Source organism: Bacteroides rodentium JCM 16496, assembly GCF_000614125.1.
GTDB classification, from domain to species: Bacteria; Bacteroidota; Bacteroidia; order Bacteroidales; family Bacteroidaceae; genus Bacteroides; species Bacteroides rodentium.
Window position 1 is genome coordinate 54,817 of the sequence record NZ_BAKJ01000002.1, and the last position, 22,842, is coordinate 77,658.

Genomic DNA, 22,842 nt, shown 5'->3' on the forward strand with positions numbered 1-22,842 from the left:
TGTTAAACTTGGTTTAGAAACGGATTGCCAGGGCGATGCCTCCGCTTTGGGGAGATGCGTAGGGAGCCATGCGTAGTTGGGCATCTCCTAAGCTAATTCCTTTCTTCTTGCCTTTGGCGGCGATACCGTCTATCACATTCCACACGTAGAGCACGGCGGCACCGGCGATGAATCCGTTACGCACGTTGGCACAGTTGTCGCGTTTGTCGGCATAATTGCGGATTTTCCCGGCATCGTGCGTGGACTTCAGCTTGGAATCGTAGGAGGCGCGCATGCACTCCGTTGCCACGATTCCGCCCACGCAGGCGGCTTCGCCTATGATGAAGAAAAGTCCCTTTCCCGTACTGCCTTTGTGCAGTTGTGCCATGCCGGGCACAAAGACACGGGCTGAGAAAGGATAGCGTCCGGTGAGCTGGGCATTATAGCCCTTCATCTGCTTGTCGAACGAGGTGTCTTTGAAGCTTGCGCTGTTCAGCGAATAGAAGTCGTCCGTGCCGTTCACGTTGCGCTGCACTTGTATCAGTATGTATATCTTCACCCGGTTGGCAGATAGGGCGATGGTTCTGTAGAGGTTACGATACGCCGCTTCATGCGGTTGAACTTCACTACGGCATTGATGCCGTTCGTTGCCACGGCATTGATGTCTTGTGCCGTGATGCCCACCACGCCCAGCTCGTGCAGGGACTTCTGTAGGGCATCTGCCCAGGCCATATTGGTGGCTTCTGTCTCTGTGCGGCCTTCGCCCACACCCCAGTTTACAAAGTAATTGGCTTCTGCGGGCGTTTGGGGCACTTGTCTTGCCCAAAAAGGACGAAGTTCTGTTACGGCTTGGGGAAAGGCATCCATGCAGATAAGCATAAGTGCTATGAGGAATATAAGTTTTTTCATTCTTCTTCTTTATTTGTTGTACAGTTAAATGATTTGAAAGCCGGAGGTGTATGTACGTCATTGGCTACCTGGCACAGTACATAAACCCGATAGCCGCGCCGGGTGACGAGCGATTCGGTATATTGGCATACTTTGTTGATGGGAATCTTCACGTAACGGGAGGTCTCCGCTAAGAGGCTGTCACCTTGTATCTTTTCCAGCTTCCTCATGTCTACGGGGATTCCTATGGCGAAAGCACTCTCCATGATGGCCATGACGAAAGCTTTCCGTCCGGCCTCTTCCTCCGTCAGCCCTGTCCCTTGAGACACTCTGTAATAATAGGTCTGCGTGCGCGAGGGAGGTGATTGTACCCAATCGGGAAGATGCTGGGCAAAGCCATTTCCGACTATGCCCAGCAACAATATAAAGAGCGGATAGCGTTTCATTGTCCTGACATTATTTCATTGCATCCACTTCTTCTTTCTGCTTGGCTGCACCGGCTGCCAATTCCTGGTCCATCTTCTCGAAGAACTTCTTCTTGTCGTAATCTACTTTGCGGACTTCCAACTCTTCAGCCAGCCCTTTCTTGGCATCTTCCAGCAGTATGTGCACTGCTACATAGCCCACGTACCCTCCGGTAGCGCTTTGCGTGAACTTACGGCATACGGCATTGGCATATTTGTCTATCACTTTAGTGCCTATGGCCTTGGCACCGCCTTCCAGGGAGCTTTCGTACATTTTTTTGCCTGCGGGCACGTTGGTGTCCTTGCTGTAGTCCTCCAATGCATTCTTTATCATGCCCACGTAGCGGGATGCGATGTCGGCAATGGCTACGCGGTTGGCATCGGTGATGGCCCTTGCACGGTCTGGGCGGTCTTCGGCAATGCCGAGGCCTGCCATATATTCGCCCGGTTTGTCGTAGGCGTCGTCAATGCAGAATGTGGTAAGCTCTATTTCGCCATTAGGAAGTTTGGGAGTGGCAGCGGCAACGGGCTCCTGGGCAGGTACATATACCTTTTTCGTACAAGAAGTCATGGAGATTGCCAAAGCGCAGGCGCAGCATGCAATTGCAGGAAGTAAACTGTTGTTTTTCATCTTTTCCGGGGTTTTAAGTCCACCCTTTTGTAGACTGTCTTGATAAATGTGTTCAGAGCTTATAGACTCCCCGGATTCAGCAATACATAAAAAAAAGCGTGGGAATCTGTACTTCTGCTTATCCCAAGCTCAGGCTCTCGCATTGCCCACCTTCAAGGATAAGCAACGCAGCTAGCCCACGCCAAGATGAATATACAGAACACCACGCACAGCGCAATGTTAGATAACACATCTTTAGTGGACGCTCCCGTTGCCGTATCATCTTGAAGGTTTCAAATTTGCGAGATTCGAGCTTAGACGATAACGTTTGGTAAACGCCTTTTTCTTAATATCAAGATCCCGCTAAACCCCACCGGGCCAGCTGGATGCTGCAAATATAGTATAATTTTCTTTAAGGTATATGGAAAAGTCCTTTTTTTGTTGACAAATCTACGGATAAGGCCGATTCCTGGTTTTCTCCGGCACCGAGGAAGGCGGGGTTCCCCGGTGCCGGAGGGGGTGTTCCCCGGTGCCGAACCTCTTGCTCCCCGGTGTCGGAGAAATACCCTGTTCAGAAGATGTTTTGGAGTGGGGTGGGGAATGTCCGGAGTGGCTTGAATTAATGTTTACACACCTTTTCTTTTGGCGGCAGGTTGTGCGGGACTACACCAAGGTCTGCACCGCTTTCAGCTTTTGCATCTCTCCGGGCACGGCATTCTGTATCTCCTTTGTCAGAGCGTTCAGCAATGTGTGGCGGATGAAATTCTTGTTGGTTAGCATCACGATTTGCCGCGTGGGGCAGGGGATGGCGAAGGGGCGTACCAGCTCTTTTTGCGCCTCGCCCAGTTGCAGGACGGCCAGTTCGGGGATGAAGGTCACGCCTTTGCCGCTTTCTACCATGCGCATAAAGGTTTCCATGCTACCCAAGTGATAGGCAAGCTGGCTGGCACGTGCCGACTTCATCTGGCAGAAGCGCACCAGCTGGTCGCGGAAGCAATGGCCCTCGTCGAGCAGCCAAAGCTGTTCGCCGTTCAGGTCGGAGGTACGGATTACCTCATTGTTGAAGAGGGCGTCTTCGCGCGACACGTAGGCAAAGAACTGTTCATAGAACAACGGTGTCTGCTGCAACTCTTCCATACCTGCCAGACTCGCTACGATACCTGCATCTATTTCTCCCGTTTGCAGGGCTTTCTTGATGTCGTTTGTTTTCATTTCGACTACCCGGATGTCGAGGTCGGGGTATTTCTTCATCAGCTGCGGAAAGAAGCGGGGCAGGAGGTAAGGAGCCACGGTGGGAAGTATGCCTAGCTTGAAGGTGCCGGTCAGTGAATGTTTTTCTTCTTCTATAATATTCTTTATACGGTTGGCTTGAACCAATATATTCTGTGCTTGTTCTATGATGTGGATGCCGACGGGAGTGGGGCATACCGGCTGCTGGCTGCGGTCAAAAATCCGGGTGTCCAGTTCCTCTTCCAGTTTCTGAATCATGGCACTGAGGGTGGGCTGTGTCACCCGGCAATATTCGGCTGCTCTGGCAAAGTGGCGGAACTGGTTGACGGCAAGGATGTATTCCAATTGTTGTAAAGTCATGATGGACAAGGCGTTTGAAGGTTATGTATAGAGTTCGTCTATGCAAAGATAGAAATTATCTGTTTGACAAGCCTTGATTTACCCCTTATCTTTGCAATACCCAAAAGAAAAACAGTATAAACATTTAAAACAATAGAATTATGAAAACTTTAGATTACTTGCATTTGAATGAAAAGAAAGTGGCTGGCGTAGCATCAGCATTGCACCAATTATTGGCCGACTTCCAGGTACATTACACCAATCTGCGCGGTATGCACTGGAACATCAAGGGACACGGCTTCTTTGTGCTGCACGAGAAGTTCGAGAGTATGTATGACGATACCGCCGAGAAGATTGACGAAATTGCAGAGCGAATCCTGATGCTGGGTGGCGTGCCCGAGAATAAGTTCAGTGAATACCTGAAGGTTGCCAACGTGAAGGAAGTGTCCGACATCTCTTGCGGCAGTGAGGCTGTGGACCATATCCTTGAGACTTACGGCTACCTGATTGGTGAGGAGAGAAAGATAATTGAACTGGCAAATGAAGCCGGCGATGACGTGACGGCAGATTTGATGACCGGCTACCTGAAAGAGCAGGAGAAAATGGTTTGGATGCTCGTTGCATTCAGTACGAAAAGCTGTACGAAATAAAAGGAATTATTGTTGTCTGATAATGTATTTACTTTTTTATGTAAGCATGTGATATCCTGACTATTGATGATGCCTTAAAAATGGAACTTATGTATTAGCTTTATATTGCCAATCAGAAGTTATAGATATTTACCGGACTTAATAAAACGGAATACTGAAAAGATAATATTGTAAAAAGAAGAGGGTGTGCCATCAACCGTTTTGACACATTCCTCTTCTTAATATAATATACTTACTTAGTCGGCTCTATGCGGAAAGAATATTGATAGATGCTGTCTTTCTTTATTTCGTATTGAGGGCGGGGACCCGGTCCGCAACTCGCATTACCCAATCCGCGTTGTACGCAGTCCAGATTTAGGATTATTTCGCTACGGCGGATATTATCGAGATCGTGGTTGTACTTCACGCGCCATAGGTCGTGGTCGGTGTAGTGCAATGCTGAGAAGTCGATGACGCCTTTGGCGGTAATTTTGATGCCTTGGTTGTTTTTGTCTGTCAGTGTCATCCAGCGGGTGTCGCATCGTCCACCCATGGTTTGTGTACGGGTGTAGTGCTCGCGCATCTCATCCACGTTGGCAGAGTAGAGACCCACTTGGGCAGCATTTTTGCGGTCTTGGTAATTCTCTATCGGTCCGCGACCAAACCAAGTAACTTTGTCTAGTGTAGGATTCAGAGAGGCTTGCAAAGCTAAGCGGGGCAGATCGAACTCCTGGTCGGTTTGGAAGCTTGCCTCCACATCCATGGCACCGTTGCCGTGAATGGTGTAGATAATGGTGTGTGGGATGCTTGTCTTACTCACCGTTGTGTTGATACGGGTGGTTACTTGTACCGATTTCATGTCATCCGCCAGTGTCCAGTCAAACTCTTGTAGTCTGACAGTTTCTGCCGGACGGTTGAACGGATTGTTGTTGATGGAACGGTACCAGTTCAGCTGGAATCCCTGCTGGCAGTGTAATGCTTCCTGTTCGCCGTAGCGCAGGCTTATCAGTTGTCCGTTCAACTTGTCGAAGGCAGCCTTGAACAGTTTGTTTTCGATGCGTAGGTAGCGACGTTCCTCCTCGTACGCTTTCAGCGGCAGATTACTTTCGGGGTCGGTGGTGATTTCGGCAGGCTGGTTCAGTGTAGCGGCGTTGATGGCTCTGTCGTTCAAGGCAAATTGTTCGGAGGCTACCACGTGTCCTGCTTTTGCCCATACACAATCTTTTTTCAGTTTCACCTCATAATTCACGAAGTATTCGGCATCGGGATTGGTCAAGTGGCATTCGAGCGGCGTATGTATGGTGCGACGTTCGCCGGGCTTGCAGTCGGGTAGGCCAAACTCCTCTTCCTTGATTACCTTTCCGTTTTCTTCCAGTGTATAGTGCAGGTTGAAGTGCGTCAGGTTGTGCACATTGTAGCGGTTGTGCAGTTCCACGCTGTTCAGGTCGTTCATCTTGAAGGAGATGTACTGATATACCTTCTTCACTTCGAGCAGTTTGGGAGTGACACGGCGGTCGGCTGTGACGATGCCATTGCAGCAGAAGTCGTTGTCGTTGGGGGTGTCGCCGAAGCTGCCTCCGAAGTAGTGGCGGTCGGCGGATTCGCCCGGCTTGTTGAGGGCTTGGTCCACCCAGTCCCAGATGCAGCCGCCTATCATGCGGTGTGAGTGGTATTCGATGTAATCCCAGTACTCCTCCAGGTTTCCGATGGCGTTGCCCATGGCGTGGGCATATTCGCAGAGGAAGTAGGGCTTGTTGCGGGGCTGGCGGTCTTGCTCTATCATGCTCTCAATGGAGGGGTACATGCGCGAGTCGATGTCGGCCTGGTCGTTCATTCCCTCATAGTGAATGGGACGGGTGGGGTCGATGGCTTTCACGGCGTCGTACTCGGCGATGATGTTGCATCCGCCGCCCGACTCGTTGCCCAGTGACCAGAAGATGACAGACGGATGGTTCTTGTCACGTTGTGCCATGCGCACGCCGCGGTCCACGAAGGCAGCTTCCCATGAGGGGTTGTTGGTCAGCGAGTGGTTGCCGTGGCACTCTTGGTCTGCCTCGTCCATCACATAGAGTCCGTAGTAGTCAAACAACCCATACATCTTGGGGTCGTTGGGATAGTGGCTGGTGCGGATGGTGTTCAGGTTGTGGCGCTTGAAGAGCAAGATGTCCTCCACCATGCTTTCCACGGGAATTGCCTTGCCGTATTGGGGATGCGTGTCGTGGCGGTTGGCTCCTTTGAAGAGGGTCAGCATGCCATTGATATAGACCTTGTTGTCACGAATCTCGATGTTGCGGAAGCCGTATTGCTGGGTAGTTGCCTCCAGTACGTTGCCCTGTTCGTCCAACAACTCCACGTTGACGGTGTAGAGGTAGGGAGTTTCGGCACTCCACAGTTTGGGGTCGCGGATGCTTGTCTTGCTCTCTACGGCAATCTCCTTGCCGGCCGCCAGTGTGCCGGTCGGGGTAGAGAACTGTTTCAGTTGCTTGCCTTCGGCATCGAGCAGGGAGAAGCGCAGGGAGGCGTTCTTCGCAGCCTTTCCGTGGTTCTTGATGCAGCCCTTCACGTTCAGCTCAGCCTTGTCGTAACGGGGGCTGAGGACGGAAGTAAGGTGCAGGTCGCGCAGTTGCACTTTGGGCGTTGCCACCAGATAAACGTCTCGGTGTATGCCGCTCAGGCGGAACATGTCCTGGTCCTCCAGGTAGCTGCCGTCACTCCAGCGATAGACCTCCACGGCGAGGACGTTCTTGCCGGGGCGCACGTAGCGGGTGATGTCGAAACGGGCATCGTTGTTGGCACCTTGGCTGTAGCCCACTTTCCGACCGTTAATCCACAGGTAGAAGGCGCTATACACGCCGTCGAAGTGGATGAACACTTCCTTGTCCTTCCAGCCGTCGGGCAGGGAGAACTCGCGGCGGTAGGAGCCTACGGCATTCGGTTCTTTCTCTACCGTGTAGCCGCGTTGTCCTTGTATGAAGGGGGATTGTTGCGGATGGGGTAGGTGATATTGGTGTAGATGGGTGTGCCGTAGCCGTGCATTTCCCAGTTGGAGGGTACGGGAATCTCGTCCCAAGCGGAAACGTCATAATTGGCCTTGTAGAAATCTTTTGGTCGCTCTTCGGGCTGCTTCACCCAATGGAACTTCCAGTTGCCGTTTAGCAGGATGTAGCGGCTGGAACGGGTGCGTTCCCACGGGCGGCGGTAGGCGGGGTCGACCTTCATCTCTTCCATACTGGCAAAGGGGATGAAGGTGGCGTGTCCCTCTTCTTTGTTGATGCCTATGATGTGTTGGTTTTCCCAGTCGTTGTCGCTGTGGGTTTTCAGGGCTTCTACTTTAATCTTTACGTCCGATTTTACCAGTTTCCACCGGCGGTTGGCTTGTTTGCTGTCGGGAGCGAGTTGATAGACGGGTTCGCCCACGGCACCTGTCGAAAGCATTCCCATCATATAACCGCTAGCCTGGCTGGTGAAGGTGTAGCTGCCGTCTGCCTGCCGTTCGGCTTTCCAGTGCTGGTTGCCGTTTCCGGGGTCGTGGCTCCACTGGATGATGTGGCGTTCCTTGGCGCCGCCTCCACCGTTGTCTATGGCTTGTCCGGTGAGGGGGCTGACGATGTTGTAAACGCCCTCTGCCACTTTATGGAATTGCCACACTTGTGCTTCCTTGCCGGGCACGCGCTTGGCGGCAAACAACTTGGAGTCGCCTGCCACGCTGCCTTGGTTGTCTATCACAAGGCCGTCCGGTGTCTGGATTTCATACACTTGCTTGGTGTCTATCTCCTGTGCCGTGCCGCTCAGGGCGAAGAGGCAGAAGAGAGAGAGAATGTTTCTTCTTAGGTTTTCCATGATGTCTGATAATTGTTGAAAGTGAGTTGTTTTTTAGACACGGATTACACGGATATTCACGGAGTTTCCTTTATCCTTTCCGTGTAAATCCGTGTAATCCGTGCCTAAATTCAATAGTTCTATTTCAGTATTTCTGATTGTTTATACACTCCGAAGGTGTGGATAGCAGGACAGGAGCGACCCTCTTCGATGCGCAGGCGCACATATTTCGCCGTCACCGGGGAGAACCGTACAATCCATTTGTAGCCGATGCATTGCAGGCCCGAGGTCTCGGGTATCACGGTCCAATCCTTGCCATTGTTGGAGTACTCCACGCTCCAGCGCGATGTGCGGTGTCCCAGTTCTATGACCTCTTCCGCCATCAGGCAGTCGAAGGTAGTGGAGCGGGGCAGGGTGAAGGTGATGTCACTCTTTGCGTTTCCGTCCTTGCCGGCGTAGTAGGTCTGCTTGTCGCCGTCTATCAGGTATCTGGCATCAAATTTTCCGCCACGGTTGTTGGTGGCGCTCACCTTGCTTCCTGCCAGGAGGTTCTTGCCGAAGGTCTCGCGGATGCCTTGGTTCAGTTGTGCCACGTGCAGGGAGTCTTTGGAGTGGAGCAATCCGCGGCGGTCGGGCGGTAGGTTGAGGAGCAACACGCTGTTGTGTCCCACGGAGGTGCAGTAGATGTCCCACAGTTCGCTGACGGTCTTCACACGGATGTCCTCTTCGGGATGGTAGAACCAGCTTGGGCGGATGGAGACGTCCGTCTCGGCGGGCACATAGGCATTGCCTTCGTAGATACCCTCGTTCAGTGCCTTGTAATAGGCTGCTTCGTCGCGGATGGCTACGGAGTCGGTGGTTGCCCAGCAGGGGCTTCCGGCATCTCCGGCTTCATTGCCCATCCAGCGCACGTCGGCAAAGGGGTAGGAGTTCTTTGTGCCGAAGATGACACAGTCGGGCTGCTTCTCGCGTACTATCTTATACCAGTGGGTGTAGAGTGGGGTGGTCAGTTCGTCGGCACCGGCACCGTCCCACCAGGTTTCCCATATCTTGCCGTAGTTGCTCATCAGCTCGTCCAGCTGGGCGGCATAATAATGTTTGTACTTTTCGGTGCTGTAGTCCGGGCGCAGGTGCTCGTGGCGGTCGTGCGGACCGAGGTAGATACCGGCTTTGATGCCGTGCTCCTCGCAGGCATCCACGAATTCGCGCACCACGTCACCCTTTCCGCCTTTCCAGGTGGCGTTCTTCACGCAGTAGTCGGTGTATTGGCTGGGCCAGAGGCAGAAACCATCGGCGTGCTTGGCGGTGAGGATGGCAGCCGGGATGCCTGCCGACTTCAAGGTTTCCATCCATTGCCCGCAGTCCAGTGCGGTGGGGCTGAAGATGGCGGTAGGTGCCTTCCCGTCTCCTTCGTTCACAAAGTCTTCGAAGGTGTTGATGCCGAAGTGGAAGAAGGCAATCATTTCGCGGTTGTACCACTCTATCTGGCGTGCACTGGGGGTAAGGCCGCAAGGTTGGGGAGCCTTCTGTGCGATGGTCGGTGAGGCGGCTGTTGCAGTGAATCCGGTTATGAGAATGATTCTTTTTAGTTTCATGGTTGATTTGGTGAATTGAATTTTAATAAATATATGTGTGTTTTAGAACTGTCTGCAAATTTAAGGAATTAAGGATTAGAAAACGGATTAAAAACGGATTAGAAATAGAAAATAATGGGCGGATAAGTCTTTAATCTGCATTATTCATCCCGGGGAAGCTGTCCTGAAACTTATTCTTAGCTAGCCTTATGCGATGATTCTAGGTGCGGATGACACGGAAAATCACGGATAAGACAATAAAAACTGTGAAAATCCGTGTAATCCGTGCTTGAAAGAAAGCAGTCGCAGAGTTTTTGGACAGTCTTTTTCTGTGAATAATGTCGGCTCCAGGGGTGGGTTAACGAGAAAAAATCCGGGTTAAAAAGAAAGGTAACCTTTTTTTAATCAGTATGTTAATAATGCTGGGGTAATTTTGCTGATGTTTTAGAGCTGGTGTAGGCTATGTCTGCAGATGTGGCTGATTGAAACAGAGAAACCTAATATTAACCTATTAAACATTGGATGCCTATGTAAAACAAAATCGAAATTTACGCTTGATGGGACTATGTGTTTCCCTCATTATTTTCTACGTGGTGGAAAACCTTAATTAGAGTACTAATAAGAATCACTTAACAGAATTATGAACAGAATCATTTCACGGTTTGCCTTGCTTTCGTTGATGGGGCTTCTGCCTTGTCAGGTGCGTGCAAACCATTCAGCCTTGCCGGATGAGGTGCAAGTGCAAAACAGTTTTTCAATAGGTAAAAATATAACTGTCAAAGGTACTGTTGTAGACAAAAACAACGAACCGATTATCGGTGCCAATATTATAGTCAGAGGAAATGCGGGCAACGGCGCCATTACTGATTTAAACGGAAACTTCACACTGACCGTTCCTTCGGATGCAGTGCTGACCGTTTCTTTTATAGGCTATGGAAGCAAGGAAGTTCCGGTGGCCGGAAAGAAAACCCTTCATGTAGTGCTGGAAGAGGATTCCGAACTGCTGGATGAAGTGGTGGTGGTGGCATACGGCACGCAGAAGAAAATATCCTCGACTGCTGCCGTTTCGAGCATGAAGACAAAGGATGTGGCACAGAAACCGGTAATCAATATCTCCAACAGCTTGGCCGGGCGTATGGCCGGTGTCATTGCCAAGCAAGGTTCGGGTGAACCGGGAGCCGATGGTGCCGACCTCAGAATTCGTGGTGTTGCCACATTGGGCAATCAGTCACCGCTGGTGATTGTGGACGGTGTGCCCCGTGATTTCTCGCGTATCGACCCCAATATGATAGAAGACATCACTATCTTGAAAGATGCCGCTGCCGTAGCCCCTTACGGTATGGCAGGCGCCAATGGTGTAGTATTGGTGACTACCAAAAAGGGAAAGAACGGTGCACCGGTATTGTCGTACAACGGATATGTCGGCTTCCAGAATCCTACCCGCATCACCGACCAGGTGAACTCGTATGAGTATGCCTTGATGAAGAATGAGGCCGCCATGAATGCCGGTTATCCCAACTATTATGCTTATTCACAACACGATTTGGAAATGTATCGCAAGACCTGCGAAGGTGCAGCCGATGCCGACCGCGACCTTTATCCGAACAGCAACGGCCTACGCGACTTGATACAGGGCAACTCTGTCATCACAAACCATAACCTGCAATTGTCCGGTGGCAGCGAGAAGTTCCAGTATTACGTATCCTTGGGTTATTCCTATCAGGAGGGTATGTGGAGCACTACGGACTACCAGCGTTTTAACCTGCTGACAAACCTCAGTGTGGATGCCACCAAATACACTAAAGTAAGCTTGGGCTTGAGTGGCTGGCATGAGAAGAAGAACTATCCCGGAGCCGAATCGGGCGACATCATGTATCAGGCTTACCGTACACCTCCCGTTTCGGCTATCCAATATTCCAATGGTCTGTGGGGGCAGTATGTGGGCAAGTCACTTTTCGGATTGGCTTATCACAGCGGATACCGCGAAGAGCCTGCCGACCAGCTGAACACGACCCTTTCCATCGAGCAGAAACTGCCTTTCATTGAAGGATTGAGCTTGAAAGGGGTTATCAACTATGACCCTTACCGCAAGAAGAACAAGAAATATTTCACTCCTATACCGGTATATACGCTGGACGCCTCCCAAGATCCCTATCAGTATATGGAAGGATTCCAAGGACCGGAAAAACCCAACCTGGAGCAGTCGTTTGAAGAGAGTGTAAACATGACCTACCAAGGCATCATCAATTATGCGCGTACGTTCGGAAAGCATACGGTGACCGGACTGGGCGTGGTTGAGGCACGCGAGAGGAATGTATGGAATATGAGCGCCAAACGCTTGAACTACGGAATCAACGTCGATGAAATCAATGCAGGAAGCAGTAATCCTGCCGATATGGGTAACGGAGGGACGTCCTGGAAAGAGCGCCAGGTAGCTACGCCTTCCGTTTAGGCTACAACTATGATAACCGTTATATGGCTGAGGTATCCGGACGCTACGATGGACATTACTACTTTGCACCGGGTAAGCGCTTCGGTTTCTTCCCGGCTGTTTCTTTGGGCTGGAACCTTGGCGAGGAGGCATTCATGAAGAATGTAGAGTGGATGGACAAGCTGAAACTTCGTCTTTCTTACGGTGAATCCGGTAACTTGGCAGGTGGTTCCTATCAATACATGAGCGATTATGGATTCGGTACGGCAGGCAACATTGGAGGTGTCCCGGTAATGGGTATGTGGGAGAACCTGCAAGGCAATCCTAACATTACGTGGGAGAAAGCAAAGAAGTTTGATGTCGGTGTGGAATTCTCCATACTGAACGGTATGTTTTCGCTGGAGGCAGACTACTTCTACGAGAAACGTTCCAATATGCTGATGGCACCGAATGCGCTGGTTCCCGCCGAGTATGGTATCACCTTGTCGCAAGTCAATGCAGGCAGCATGCACAATCAGGGTATCGACTTGTCCTTGAACTTCAACAAGAAGATTAATAAGGACTGGTTGGTAGGTGTGAAAGGAACCTTCACCTTTGCACGCAATATTCTGGACGAAGTATTTGAAACGGATGCTACCTACAACAACCCCAACCGTCGCCGTACAGGTCGTCCCGATGGAACAATGTTCGGCTATCATGCCTTAGGATATTTCACTTACGATGATTTCAATCCCGACGGCTCGTTGAAAGCAGGCATCGCCACCCAGCCCTGGGGACAAGTATATCCGGGCGACTTGCGCTATGAAGATCTGAGTGGTCCCGATGGTGTGCCCGACGGCAAGATTGACGAACACGATCAGACCGTTATCGGATTCTCCAACTGGGCACCCGAAATAGTGTTCGGTCTGGCTCCGACCCTGCAATGGAAGAACTTTGACCTGAATGCACTTTTCCAAGGTGCTACACGTACCAGCATCTCGTTGGGTGAAACACTGGTAATGCCTTTCTTTGATTCGGGTTCGGCTACCAAGCTCCAGTTTAAGGACCATTGGACACCTGAAAACCAAGATGCACGCTATCCGCGTCTGACGAGCGAGGTGACTGTGAACAATCACCGGCAAGGTTCTTCGTGGTGGGTGCGTGATGCCACATACATCCGTCTGAAGAGTCTTGAGATAGGATATACACTACCTCGCAAGGCGCTCGACTTCATCGGTCTCAGTTCACTGCGTGTCTATGCTTCCGGCCAGAACCTTTGGACCTGGACTCCTTTCATAAAAGAACTGGTGGACCCCGAAGCCAAGTCGGCTAACGGTAAATACTATATGCAGCAGGCCGTATATGCCTTTGGTTTGAATATTACTTTTTAATTGGTTAACCATATAAAGAAATAGAATGATGAAAATACATGCTATAATAAAGACCGCTTGCCTGGCCACTTCCCTGGTGTTGTTTCCGGCATGCGAAGACTGGCTTGAGATAGAACCGAAAGACCGTTTCAGCGATACCACCGTCTGGGGGTCGGAGGATAACGCCGACATGTTTCTGAACGATATATACAACCAGTTCCCTCATCTGAATAACGAGACGCAGAATCTGGACCAATATTCGGACAACTCGTACGTAGGTGCAGAGTGGATGAACGCCCGTACTACCATTTATACCGCTGCTCTTTCGCCCACCAGCTGGATACCGGGACCTTGGGACATGTGGAAATGGGGCCGTGAGGGCAACAGTGATGCTAAAGGACAATATGAACGCATCCGTTCCTGCAACCTTTTCATCAACAAGGTGACCGAGTCCGGCTTTTCCGACAGTTACAAGAAGGAACGCTTGGCCGAGGCACGTTTCCTGCGTGCCTGGTTTTACCATTACTTGTGGATGGCATACGGCGGTGTACCCATCATCACAGAGGTGCTGGACAACAATGTGGATGATGATATCTTCTATCCGCGTGAAACGGCACAGAAGACATTCGAGTTCATTACGCGCGAGCTGGGCGAGATAAAGGACGACCTGCCGCTGCGTCGCAGTTCTTCGGAACTGGGACGTGCCACGAAGGGAGCTGCACTGACACTGAAAGGCTGGGTGGAACTGTTTCACGCCAGCGAGTTGCGCAACCCGGACAAGGATAAATCGCGTTGGGCAATGGCCGCCGCCACACTGAAGGAAGTGATAGACTTGGGCATCTACCGTCTGCAGCCCACCATACTCGACCTTTGGACGGAAGCCACGAACAACAATGATGAGGTGATTTATGATTTCCAGATGTCCAAGCAGAACGGCGGTCGTCGCGAAGGACTTTTCGGACCGGTGTTCGTGAAAGGCGTACAAGCCAGTTGGGGAAATATGCAGCCCACACAGGAATTGGTGGATGACTACTGCATGGCGAACGGACTTCCGATTACCGACCCCGCTTCGGGCTACAATCCCGACAGGCCATACGAGAACCGTGAGAAGCGTTTCTATCAGAGCATCCTTTATGACGGCTCTATATGGCAGGGCGAAGAAATCATTACGCGTGTCGGCGTAGGCAGTCCCAACGAGATTGACACTTCTTCATCGAGCGACGTTACCAATACCGGTTACTACACGCGCAAGACACTGGACGAGTCGGTGAATGGAGCCGACAACCTCCAGATGAGCAATGGTATGGCTAACTATATATTTTTTCGCTATGCGGATGTGCTGCTGATGTATGCCGAAGCCGTTCTGGAGGCAGGCGACAAGAATACCGCCATTGATTACCTGAATATGGTGAGAACCCGCGGAGACAATATGCCTTCCATTGAAGATACTTATCCGGCAGGCATCACGGAGAACCAGTTGCGCGATGTCATCCGTCGCGATCGTCGCATCGAGCTGGCTTTCGAGGACAAGCGGTTCTGGGATATCATCCGTTGGAAGATATGTGACGGTCCGGATGGAGTGATGAACCGTCCGGTGGGAGGTATGAAGATTGAAGATACCGACGGCGACGGCGTGTGGGAGTACAATTACCATGAAGTGTGCCAGCGCACTTTCCTGCCCCGTATGTACTACCAGCCCATTCCGCAATATGTGTTGGATAAGAATGCCGTTATCCGCAGCCAGAATGGTGGAGAGGACGGATGGGTGAACGGACAGAATCCCGGATATTAAGAGCATGGTGTAACCTTAAAAGAACATTGAAATGAAACTGAATAAATTAATGATGACTATAATGGCACTTGCCGGTTCCTTGTTCCTGCTGAGCGGATGTAGCGATGATGAATCGTGCAAAGTGTATATTCCCGAGGCAAAGAGTTTGCAGATAAGGAATTTCGACTTGGGTGAAGAATTGAAGGAGGTATTCCACGTGAGTGTGACGGGAAGTGACTATGCCACCATATCGGGCAAGGAAGTATCGGCTGACGTGAAAGTGCACCTGCAGGTGGACGGAGCGAAGGTGCAGGAGTACAATGCCGCATGCGGTACGAGTTACTCTCTGTTGCCAGAAGACTGCTACACGATTGAGACGGATGCTGTCATACCTGCCGGAGCCGCCACTTCAGAGGACCTGGTGCTGACGGTGAACGCCCGGGGAAAAATACAGCCTTTCGACTCTTACCTGCTGCCGGTTACCATTACTGCGGTGGAAGGGGCCGATGCCGATGCCATGCAGCAGACCCTTTACTATTTGCTGAGCGGTGCGGAGGATGTGTGGAACATGCCTTTGGCTGACCGTAGCCAGTGGACCGTAGTAGAGGTATCTTCCGAAGAAACCAGTGGCGAAGGTTCGGACAACGGACATGCCATTCATGCTTTCGACGGGAAAAACGGCACCTTCTGGCATACGCAATGGAAAGGGGGAGAACCGCAGCCGCCGCATCACATTGTAGTGGATATGGGGCAAGAGGTTAAAATGCTAGGATTCCAGTATGTATCCAGAGACCATGGGGAGGGCTGGCCGCAGGAGATGACGATGGAGACAAGCCTTGATGGGGAGTCTTGGGAGTCGGCTGGCGTGTATAGCGACCTTCCTGCCGGGGCTAAAGAAGAGTTCCGCTCTTACTTCCCAGGTTTTAAACAGGCACGCTATTTCCGTCTCACCATTACTGCCGTATACAATGGGAAGTGGTCCACGCACGTGGCGGAAATCAATGCGATTTCTCTTGTGAAGTAACAAACGTATGTGCTTGGGGCTGTGTCGGGGGAATAAGCAACGGCATTCCGGGCACAGTCCCGATATTAAGAACATAATCAATTGAAATCATGAAAAAAATAAATACCTGTATTTATCTGCTGTTGACGGCGGTGTTGTTGATGGCTTGCATTAAAGACCCTACCGCCGGAGTGAAAGTGCCGGAATATAATCCTGCTCCGGAACAGCCTTCCAACCCGGGAGATGAAATGGACGAGGATGATTTGATTGGCTCGTCGGAACCTTTGGAGAGAGGACTTGTACATTTGAAAGGACGTAGACTAACCTCCTTGAACGTGATTATGCTGAATGGCCTGAACGACCATGAGAAAGTGCTGCTCTCCACCCTGTCCGGACTGGCCGCACGGGTGACCGGGGAACAGATTTATATGAACGAGGGCGGTCCTTCGTCAGTATGGCTGAAACAGCTGCAGAACAAATACGGCATTCCCGTCCGCAACTATGCCACGCTTTCATCTCTGGTGAAACACTATGTGGAACTGGGAGTCGTGAAGGGATATATCCTATATCGTCCTTACTCTGACGGCAGGTCTCACTCTGTCAATGTAGCTACTTCCCTTTGCGGGCTGTTGCAAGGCGTGGCGGTATCGGAAACGATAGTTGAGCAGGTGAAAGCTATGGGGGTGGATACGGAATTGATGGACGTGACGCAGCGCGACGAGAAATGGCTGTATGAGAACTACAAGGAGCAGCTGGACAAGAGCCTTGCTGCCGATTTGAAGCCGGAGATTTATCATCATCTGCGCGATTATGTGGTTATGACCCATGCATTTGCATTCTATGACTATAATGCCAAGAATGACTGGTCGTGGCGCACTTCCGTCTTGCAGGATTTGGATAAAGGTGCCTACTGTCTTGGCTATTACGATATGGACGAATGGGGGATGGTGAACAATGCTTCCAGACTGGGCGTGTCCATGCTGCCCACAGACCTGGCGGCCAATATGGCCGTATTGAGCAGCATCTACGATACGGAAGGCCTGAAACAGCGCCCTGCAGCAAAAGAGGCGGTCACGGAGGAAGGCGTCCACTATGTCACTTTCCTGGTGAGCGATGGAGACAATATTGCTTTCAACCTGTGGGGATTGCAGGGATATTTCGACCACGACATGCACGGGCAGTTCCCGTTGGGATATACCATTTCGCCTTCTCTCTATGATTTGGCTCCGGCTGCGCTGCGTTGGTACTACGACAACAGCAAGGAAGGAGACTACTTTGTGGCAGGACCCAGTGGCAGCAGCTATGTGTTCCCCAGCAAGATGTCCGATGCGGATTTGGACAGTTATCTGGCGCGGCTGAACGAGTATGTGGACAAATCTGGGCTGAATATCTGCAACATCCTGGACCAGGGAATCATGGACAATCCGCGTGTCTATAACAAGTATCTGGCGCAGCCTAACATTGATGCCGTTTTCTATACAGGCTATGGCGAAAAAGGGGATGGCCGGATTAAGTTTTCGGACAACGGTAAGCCTGTAATCGAACAGCGGAGCGTGCTTTGGGAAGGTATTGACGGCGGTTCGGACAGAGGGGAGGAAAGCACTGTCATAGCTCAAATTAATGGCCGTCCCGCCAGTCCGCACAGTGTCGATGGATACACTTTCGTGTTCGTGCATTGCTGGACCAAAGACCAGTCCTGCATCAAGAGGGTCATTGAGGGGCTGAATGCCAATGTGCGTGTGGTGCCCGTAGACGAGTTTGTACAGTTGGTGAAGCAGAATCTTGCACCGTCAAGATAATTGAAAAATGGGGGGGTATGTCGTGGTGAGTGTTTCTCATTCCGGCATGCCCTCATTTTTTTATACTCTTATATTGTTGACATTCACCTTCTCGAATACGATGGGGTAGTCCTCTTCCATTACTTTGCGGTACTCTTTGCAGAAAGTCATGTAGAACTGTAAAGCCTTGTCCGATTTGTTCTGCCTACGATATGTACATACGGTGTAGGTCATGGCTGTGTCCGAGAGTGAATCGATGGAGAACAGCATCTTGCAGACATAGATGGTAGATTTGTCTTTTCCGCTTTTGTAGAGGTTGACCGTCTGTTCGGACAGGAGTTGGATGATGAATGTCTCGGTTGTCTGTTTCGGATAGTCGAATAAACCGGATTCGATGGTATTCAGGAACTTTCCTCTGGAGAGGATTTTGTACAGTCCGGCCATTCCGTCCTTGGTGGCGGGGGCTTGTCTCATGCCTCCGGTCAGCAGGAAGAACCGCCGGTAGTCGCAATGGCATTCCTCCGTCAGTTCTATCTTGAAATATCCTTTCTGGTAAGCCAGCTCAATGCCGTCCATCTCTTGCAAGGCTTTGCGGAGGTGGCTCATGGTGACGTTCTTCAGGTTCTTTATCTTGTCGTCCGGCTTGTCGGCCCAGAAAAGGCTGTTTAGGTCGGAGGAGAGCACGCCGTCCTTGGTGATGCTGTTTATCAGCAGATAGAGGAAGAGGTGCCTGATTTTGGGGCTGAACATGTAGGTGATGTCGCGCCCGTTGCGGTCGGTGGCGGTGAAGGTGCCGAAGAGCAGCAGGCTGTTTTTTCTTTTGCTTGTCAGCATGTCGGGTAAGGCAAATTCCTCCTCTTCTTCTTGGGTTGCATTTGGCTTTTCCGGCTCTTCTTGGTTCTTCTCTTCTTCGGGTTCTCCGGCATCTTCGTTCGCGGTGGCCGGATGCGCGGATAGGGATGGTTCCGGTGCGGCAGGGACAATCCGCTTCCGGCGTTTCAGCATGATGTACAGACTTCCGGCTGCTACCGTCACCACGATGAGGCGATGCCGGTGACGCGGAATCCCGGATTGCCCTCCTGCGTGTCTGGCAGAGAGCCGTAGCACTGGGTGGCGGTCCACGACACCGGAGGGTTGGCTATCGAGTAGATGCGGGTGGTCGATTCTCCATACTTCTCAAACTCCTGGATGGCACAATAGAATTCATCGTTCGGGGTTGAAGTAGAGGTTGGCGTTAGTGGCTATTTCTTCGGAGGTCATCGGGATGCTGTCGCCCAATGCCTCGTAGCTGCCATTGGCAACGGACATACGATAGAGTTGCAGGTGGGTCTGCGGCTTGTATTCGGGGTAGGCGAGGAGGTAGAGGTGCTTTCCGTCCCTGGAGAGCACCATGTTGCGGGCGGGCACACGGTGGGCTTGCGGGGCTTCATGCTCCCACAACTTTTCGATGCTCAGCGTTTCAAAATCCAGGCGATAGCAGTCGTAGTAGTATTGGATGCCGATGTCCTGCTTCCCGACCGCGTTGCCTTTTCCGCCGTAGATGTAAGCATATCGTCCGTCGGGTGCCGGTGCTATGGAGGCGAAGAAGCGGGGGGCGATGGGATCGCCTTGGAAGTGCAGGGTGTCCCAGCGGTTCTCGGCAAGGTCGTAGGAGAGGAAATCGTTGTAGTAGCGGCGGTTTCCATAGCCCCCGAAGAAGACGAAGCGTTGCTTTCCGGGCAGGAAAATGGCACAGTGGTGATGCAGTTGCACCAGCAGGTCGCTCTCTTCCACCTTTTTCCAACTGGCGGTTTCAGGGTCCATGGTTGCTATGTAGGTTTCTCCCGGCATCAGTTCGTAGGCATAGAGGCGGTCTTGGCTTTCGTCTGTCAGGTTCATGCCGAGGCGCGTATGCAGTGTGCTGCCTTTCGGGACATAGGCTTGCTTGTTGGCGGTTTGCCGGTCGAGGTCGTAGGTGGTGATGGAGTCGCGGTTGTAGATGTGGAATTGCTGTCTCCGGTTGTCGAAAGCCAGTCCGGTAGGGGTGACGGAGTAATACCGGAACACGGGATTCCAGTAATATGACTGGTTGATGAGCCAGTTGGGGGTTGTTATCCGTCCCACGGATTTTCCCTTATGGTCGTGCACCTCTTCTCCTTTGTTTTCGTTCAGCGGGAAGACCCGGCTCTCCTTGCCGTTTCCTACGGTGAGGTTGCGGATGGAGAATGAGGCTGTCTCCAGGATGTGGTCGCACATGCCGAAGAAAGGCTGTGGGGTGAACTCCGTTCCTTTGGCGATGCCGATGTCTTGGAGGGTGGCGTGGGCGTTGCCGATGTGTACTTCAGCGCGGTTGTCGGCAAAGTCCATGTCTATCTTGACGGCAATCCATTTTCCTTGCGGCTGGATGGCGTTCCGGGAAATTTGATAGTAAATCTGTTTCTTGTCTTGTGCGAAGATGAAGGTACCTTCTTCATCCTCTTCGTTGTAGGTGTATGTCAGGTTATATGCCTCCTCTCCCTTGGCGTTTTTCAGGTAGAGGATATATCCGGGGCTTTCTATGTTGTTGATGGTGCATTCAAAGGAGATGCAGAACTTGCCGGTGGGAGCCGGTATACACTCATCGGCGAATACGCGGAAAGAGGAGCGTTCGGCAATCCGCTTCTCGTTGCCATAGAATTGTAGTCCTTGTGAATATCCTTTGCTGCAGATGCTTAGCTGCAAGAGTAACAGTATATATAAAAGGTGTTTCTTCATAACTACTACAGAAAGATGTATTTGGTATGGCTACAAAAATACTAAAAAAACAGGAAGAAAGCACTTTTATATCCTATAAACTCGCCGAATCTGTCTTCGGCATCGCTGTTCTTAACCTTCTTGGGAGGCGTTTTTATTTCGTCCGACTCGGGTTGTCTTTGCGTCCGACCCGGGTTGGACGAAATAAAAACGGATATAATCAAAGGAAAAGCCGCTGATGGTCAATCCCGTCAGCGGCTTTTTTATGGATAGTCTGCTGTTTTGTAGTTGGCAAACTAAATGAAATCACTTCTTCTTCGGCATCCTCCTTGCCCATCCCTCCTCACTGAAGTCCGGTTCGGGGTCTTTGAAGTCGTTGTTGTGCTGGAAGAACTGTTTCCAGTCGTCCTTCTTGCCGCGGGGCTTGGTGTAGCCACGCTCTTCACGGCTGGGCTTGGCTTTCTTCTCCTTCTTTTCCTTTTTCTCCTTGGCCGGGGTTTCAGGTTTTGCTTTGGAAGCTTTTCCGTCAACTTCTTTGCGTTTGCCTTTCGGGGCATTCTTACCTTCGTCTCCGGCAACCTCTACGGATACTTTACGACCGTTCCAACTGGCGCGGTTCAGGGCCTTCACTACATTGGTGGCTTCCTTTTCCTCCACTTCGAAGAAGGAGAACTTCTGCATCAGGTCGATGCGTCCCAGCTCAATACGTCCGCGAGTATTCTTGTTCAGCAAGCTGATTAATTCGTTGGGGAAGAAGTTGTCCATTTTACCCAGGTTGATGAACAAGCGGGTAAAGCCGGGTTCCGCTTTGCGGCTGCTTCTACGGTCGCTGCGGTCGCCCCTCTCGCCGCTTCTTGCACTGCGCTCACTACCGGTTGCTGTCTCTATCTCGTCACGGTCGCGATAGTAATCCAGGAAACGGTTGAATTCATGCGAAACCATGCGTTTAATCAGGTCCTCCTTGCTCAGCCAGTCAAGCTTGCGGTAGATGTCGGTCATAAAGTCGGCGATTTCCTCCTCGTTCACTTTCACCTTTTCAAGGTCGTCTATCACTTTGAGCAGTTGCTTTTCGCATATCTGTTTGCCGGTGGGCATTTCGCCTGCAATGAATTTCTTGCCGATGATGCGCTCAATCTCGCGCATTTTGCCTTTCTCTCGCAGGTTGATGATGGCGATGGAAGTCCCGGTTTTGCCGGCACGTCCCGTACGGCCGCTGCGGTGGGTATAACTCTCGGTGTCATCGGGCAATCCGTAGTTGATGACGTGGGTCAGGTCGTCCACATCGAGGCCGCGTGCGGCAACGTCCGTGGCAACCAGCAGTTGCAGGTTGCGGATGCGGAACTTCTGCATCACGCGTCACGTTGTGCCTGGCTCAGTTCGCCGTGCAGCGAGTCGGCATTATAGCTTCCTGCATCAGCTTGTCAGCTATTTCCTGCGTTTCTTTGCGGGTACGGCAGAAGATGATGCCGTATATCTGCGGATAGTAGTCCACAATACGCTTCAGGGCGGCATACTTGTCTTTGGCATGTACACAGAAGGCTACGTGTTTCACGTTGCTGGTGCTTTCATTTTTACGTCCGATGGTGATTTCCTTGGCATCGCGCAGGTACTTCTTGGAGATGCGTGCGATTTCCGGGCTCATGGTAGCGGAGAACAGCAAGGTGTTGCGCTCCTGCGGCACGTCGGCGAGAATGGCGTTGATGCTGTCCGTGAATCCCATGTTCAGCATTTCGTCCGCTTCGTCCATAACCACGTTCTGTATGGTGGCGAGGGACACGGTTTTGCGTTCCATCAGGTCCAGCAGTCGTCCCGGTGTGGCTACGATGATGTGTACACCCCGTTTCAGGCGCGTATCTGGCTTTCGATGGACGAGCCTCCATATACGGGCAACACTCGCAAGCCATCGGTATATTTGGAATAATCGTTCAGGTCGCCTGCTATCTGCAAACAAAGTTCGCGGGTGGGGCAGAGAATAAGTGATTGGGGAATTCGGTTGTTGACGTTAATCTTCTGTATGAGCGGCAGACCGAACGCTGCGGTCTTTCCTGTTCCTGTTTGTGCCAGTGCTACTACATCATTGTTTTCTCCTAAAAGGTATGGAATTACTTCCTCTTGTACCGGCATGGGCTGCTCGTAACCCATTTCTTCGATGGCGCGGCGTATCTCCGGCGACACACCGAGCTCTTCAAATGTCTTCATTAAATCTTCTGTATATCTTTATATTTCGGGCGCAAAGATAGTGCTTTTCAATGGATAATCGATAAAC

14 protein-coding genes and 2 pseudogenes are annotated in these 22,842 nt (G+C 51.4%); 5 read left to right on the plus strand and 11 right to left on the minus strand.

All coding sequences use genetic code 11. From position 1 onward, the window contains the following. Positions 1-13: 13 nt before the first annotated feature. The 5 genes from JCM16496_RS23235 to JCM16496_RS01035 form a co-directional block, all read right to left on the minus strand. Positions 14-538 carry a hypothetical protein gene (locus JCM16496_RS23235; RefSeq protein ID WP_244440175.1) on the minus strand — a complete coding sequence of 175 codons (525 nt, stop codon included), beginning with the start codon at positions 536-538 and terminating at the stop codon, positions 14-16. After that, positions 535-888 carry a hypothetical protein gene (locus tag JCM16496_RS23240; RefSeq protein ID WP_244440176.1) on the minus strand — a complete coding sequence of 118 codons (354 nt, stop codon included), beginning with the start codon at positions 886-888 and terminating at the stop codon, positions 535-537. The genes JCM16496_RS23235 and JCM16496_RS23240 overlap by 4 nt, the downstream gene beginning before the upstream one ends. After that, the gene (locus JCM16496_RS01025) at positions 885-1,313 is read right to left on the minus strand and encodes a hypothetical protein (protein WP_025831699.1); all 429 of its coding nucleotides are present in this window, start codon (positions 1,311-1,313) and stop codon (positions 885-887) included. The genes JCM16496_RS23240 and JCM16496_RS01025 overlap by 4 nt, the downstream gene beginning before the upstream one ends. Before the next feature lie 10 nt (positions 1,314-1,323). Next, the gene (locus JCM16496_RS01030) at positions 1,324-1,962 is read right to left on the minus strand and encodes a hypothetical protein (protein ID WP_025831701.1); all 639 of its coding nucleotides are present in this window, start codon (positions 1,960-1,962) and stop codon (positions 1,324-1,326) included. A 642-nt stretch (positions 1,963-2,604) separates the two neighbouring features. Continuing rightward, positions 2,605-3,531 (minus strand): hydrogen peroxide-inducible genes activator, encoded by a 927-nt coding sequence (locus JCM16496_RS01035; protein WP_025831703.1) that lies wholly within the window; start codon positions 3,529-3,531, stop codon positions 2,605-2,607. 140 nt (positions 3,532-3,671) lie between these two features. Here JCM16496_RS01035 and JCM16496_RS01040 point away from each other — a divergent pair, with 140 nt between their 5' ends. Then, positions 3,672-4,160 carry a Dps family protein gene (locus JCM16496_RS01040; RefSeq protein WP_025831705.1) on the plus strand — a complete coding sequence of 163 codons (489 nt, stop codon included), beginning with the start codon at positions 3,672-3,674 and terminating at the stop codon, positions 4,158-4,160. A 232-nt stretch (positions 4,161-4,392) separates the two neighbouring features. Here JCM16496_RS01040 and JCM16496_RS01045 read toward each other — a convergent pair whose 3' ends face one another. From JCM16496_RS01045 to JCM16496_RS01050, 3 genes are all read right to left on the minus strand, one after another. Next, complete coding sequence (locus JCM16496_RS01045; protein WP_500778589.1) at positions 4,393-7,011, minus strand: glycoside hydrolase family 2 TIM barrel-domain containing protein; 2,619 nt, start codon at positions 7,009-7,011, stop codon at positions 4,393-4,395. Between the two features lie 71 nt (positions 7,012-7,082). Beyond that, positions 7,083-7,979, minus strand: coding sequence for an RICIN domain-containing protein (locus JCM16496_RS25365; RefSeq protein ID WP_500778586.1), 897 nt, complete (start codon positions 7,977-7,979; stop codon positions 7,083-7,085). Between the two features lie 119 nt (positions 7,980-8,098). Beyond that, positions 8,099-9,553, minus strand: coding sequence for an alpha-L-fucosidase (locus JCM16496_RS01050; protein WP_025831707.1), 1,455 nt, complete (start codon positions 9,551-9,553; stop codon positions 8,099-8,101). A gap of 658 nt (positions 9,554-10,211) precedes the next feature. Here JCM16496_RS01050 and JCM16496_RS01055 point away from each other — a divergent pair. The 4 genes and pseudogenes from JCM16496_RS01055 (at position 10,212) to JCM16496_RS01070 (ending at position 17,885) form a co-directional block, all read left to right on the plus strand. Beyond that, positions 10,212-13,333: pseudogene (locus tag JCM16496_RS01055) on the plus strand (SusC/RagA family TonB-linked outer membrane protein). Between the two features lie 25 nt (positions 13,334-13,358). Next, positions 13,359-15,104, plus strand: coding sequence for a RagB/SusD family nutrient uptake outer membrane protein (locus tag JCM16496_RS01060; RefSeq protein WP_244440177.1), 1,746 nt, complete (start codon positions 13,359-13,361; stop codon positions 15,102-15,104). A gap of 31 nt (positions 15,105-15,135) precedes the next feature. Continuing rightward, positions 15,136-16,107, plus strand: coding sequence for a BT_3987 domain-containing protein (locus JCM16496_RS01065; RefSeq protein ID WP_025831710.1), 972 nt, complete (start codon positions 15,136-15,138; stop codon positions 16,105-16,107). An 89-nt stretch (positions 16,108-16,196) separates the two neighbouring features. Next, the gene (locus JCM16496_RS01070; protein ID WP_025831711.1) at positions 16,197-17,885 is read left to right on the plus strand and encodes a GxGYxYP domain-containing protein; all 1,689 of its coding nucleotides are present in this window, start codon (positions 16,197-16,199) and stop codon (positions 17,883-17,885) included. A gap of 60 nt (positions 17,886-17,945) precedes the next feature. Here the strand turns inward: JCM16496_RS01070 and JCM16496_RS21230 are convergent, their stop codons facing one another. From JCM16496_RS21230 to JCM16496_RS01085, 3 genes and pseudogenes are all read right to left on the minus strand, one after another. After that, positions 17,946-18,986: a hypothetical protein gene (locus tag JCM16496_RS21230; RefSeq protein WP_128809378.1), complete on the minus strand. Its 1,041-nt coding sequence runs from the start codon at positions 18,984-18,986 to the stop codon at positions 17,946-17,948. An 81-nt stretch (positions 18,987-19,067) separates the two neighbouring features. Continuing rightward, positions 19,068-20,597, minus strand: coding sequence for a Kelch repeat-containing protein (locus JCM16496_RS21235; protein WP_128809379.1), 1,530 nt, complete (start codon positions 20,595-20,597; stop codon positions 19,068-19,070). Positions 20,598-20,882: 285 nt separating this feature from the next. After that, positions 20,883-22,827, minus strand: a pseudogene (locus JCM16496_RS01085) (DEAD/DEAH box helicase). Between the last annotated feature and the right edge of the window lie 15 nt (positions 22,828-22,842).

Excerpts from the sequence above, each read along its gene's own strand:
- JCM16496_RS23240 (WP_244440176.1), bottom strand. The coding sequence starts at position 888 with ATGAAAAAACTTATATTCCTCATAGCACTTATGCTTATCTGCATGGAT.
- JCM16496_RS01040 (WP_025831705.1), top strand. The coding sequence starts at position 3,672 with ATGAAAACTTTAGATTACTTGCATTTGAATGAAAAGAAAGTGGCTGGC.
- JCM16496_RS25365 (WP_500778586.1), bottom strand. The coding sequence starts at position 7,979 with ATGGAAAACCTAAGAAGAAACATTCTCTCTCTCTTCTGCCTCTTCGCC.
- JCM16496_RS01070 (WP_025831711.1), top strand. The coding sequence starts at position 16,197 with ATGAAAAAAATAAATACCTGTATTTATCTGCTGTTGACGGCGGTGTTG.
- JCM16496_RS21235 (WP_128809379.1), bottom strand. The coding sequence starts at position 20,597 with ATGAAGAAACACCTTTTATATATACTGTTACTCTTGCAGCTAAGCATC.
- JCM16496_RS01060 (WP_244440177.1), top strand. The coding sequence starts at position 13,359 with ATGATGAAAATACATGCTATAATAAAGACCGCTTGCCTGGCCACTTCC.
- JCM16496_RS01025 (WP_025831699.1), bottom strand. The coding sequence starts at position 1,313 with ATGAAACGCTATCCGCTCTTTATATTGTTGCTGGGCATAGTCGGAAAT.
- JCM16496_RS01035 (WP_025831703.1), bottom strand. The coding sequence starts at position 3,531 with ATGACTTTACAACAATTGGAATACATCCTTGCCGTCAACCAGTTCCGC.
- JCM16496_RS01050 (WP_025831707.1), bottom strand. The coding sequence starts at position 9,553 with ATGAAACTAAAAAGAATCATTCTCATAACCGGATTCACTGCAACAGCC.
- JCM16496_RS01030 (WP_025831701.1), bottom strand. The coding sequence starts at position 1,962 with ATGAAAAACAACAGTTTACTTCCTGCAATTGCATGCTGCGCCTGCGCT.
- JCM16496_RS01065 (WP_025831710.1), top strand. The coding sequence starts at position 15,136 with ATGAAACTGAATAAATTAATGATGACTATAATGGCACTTGCCGGTTCC.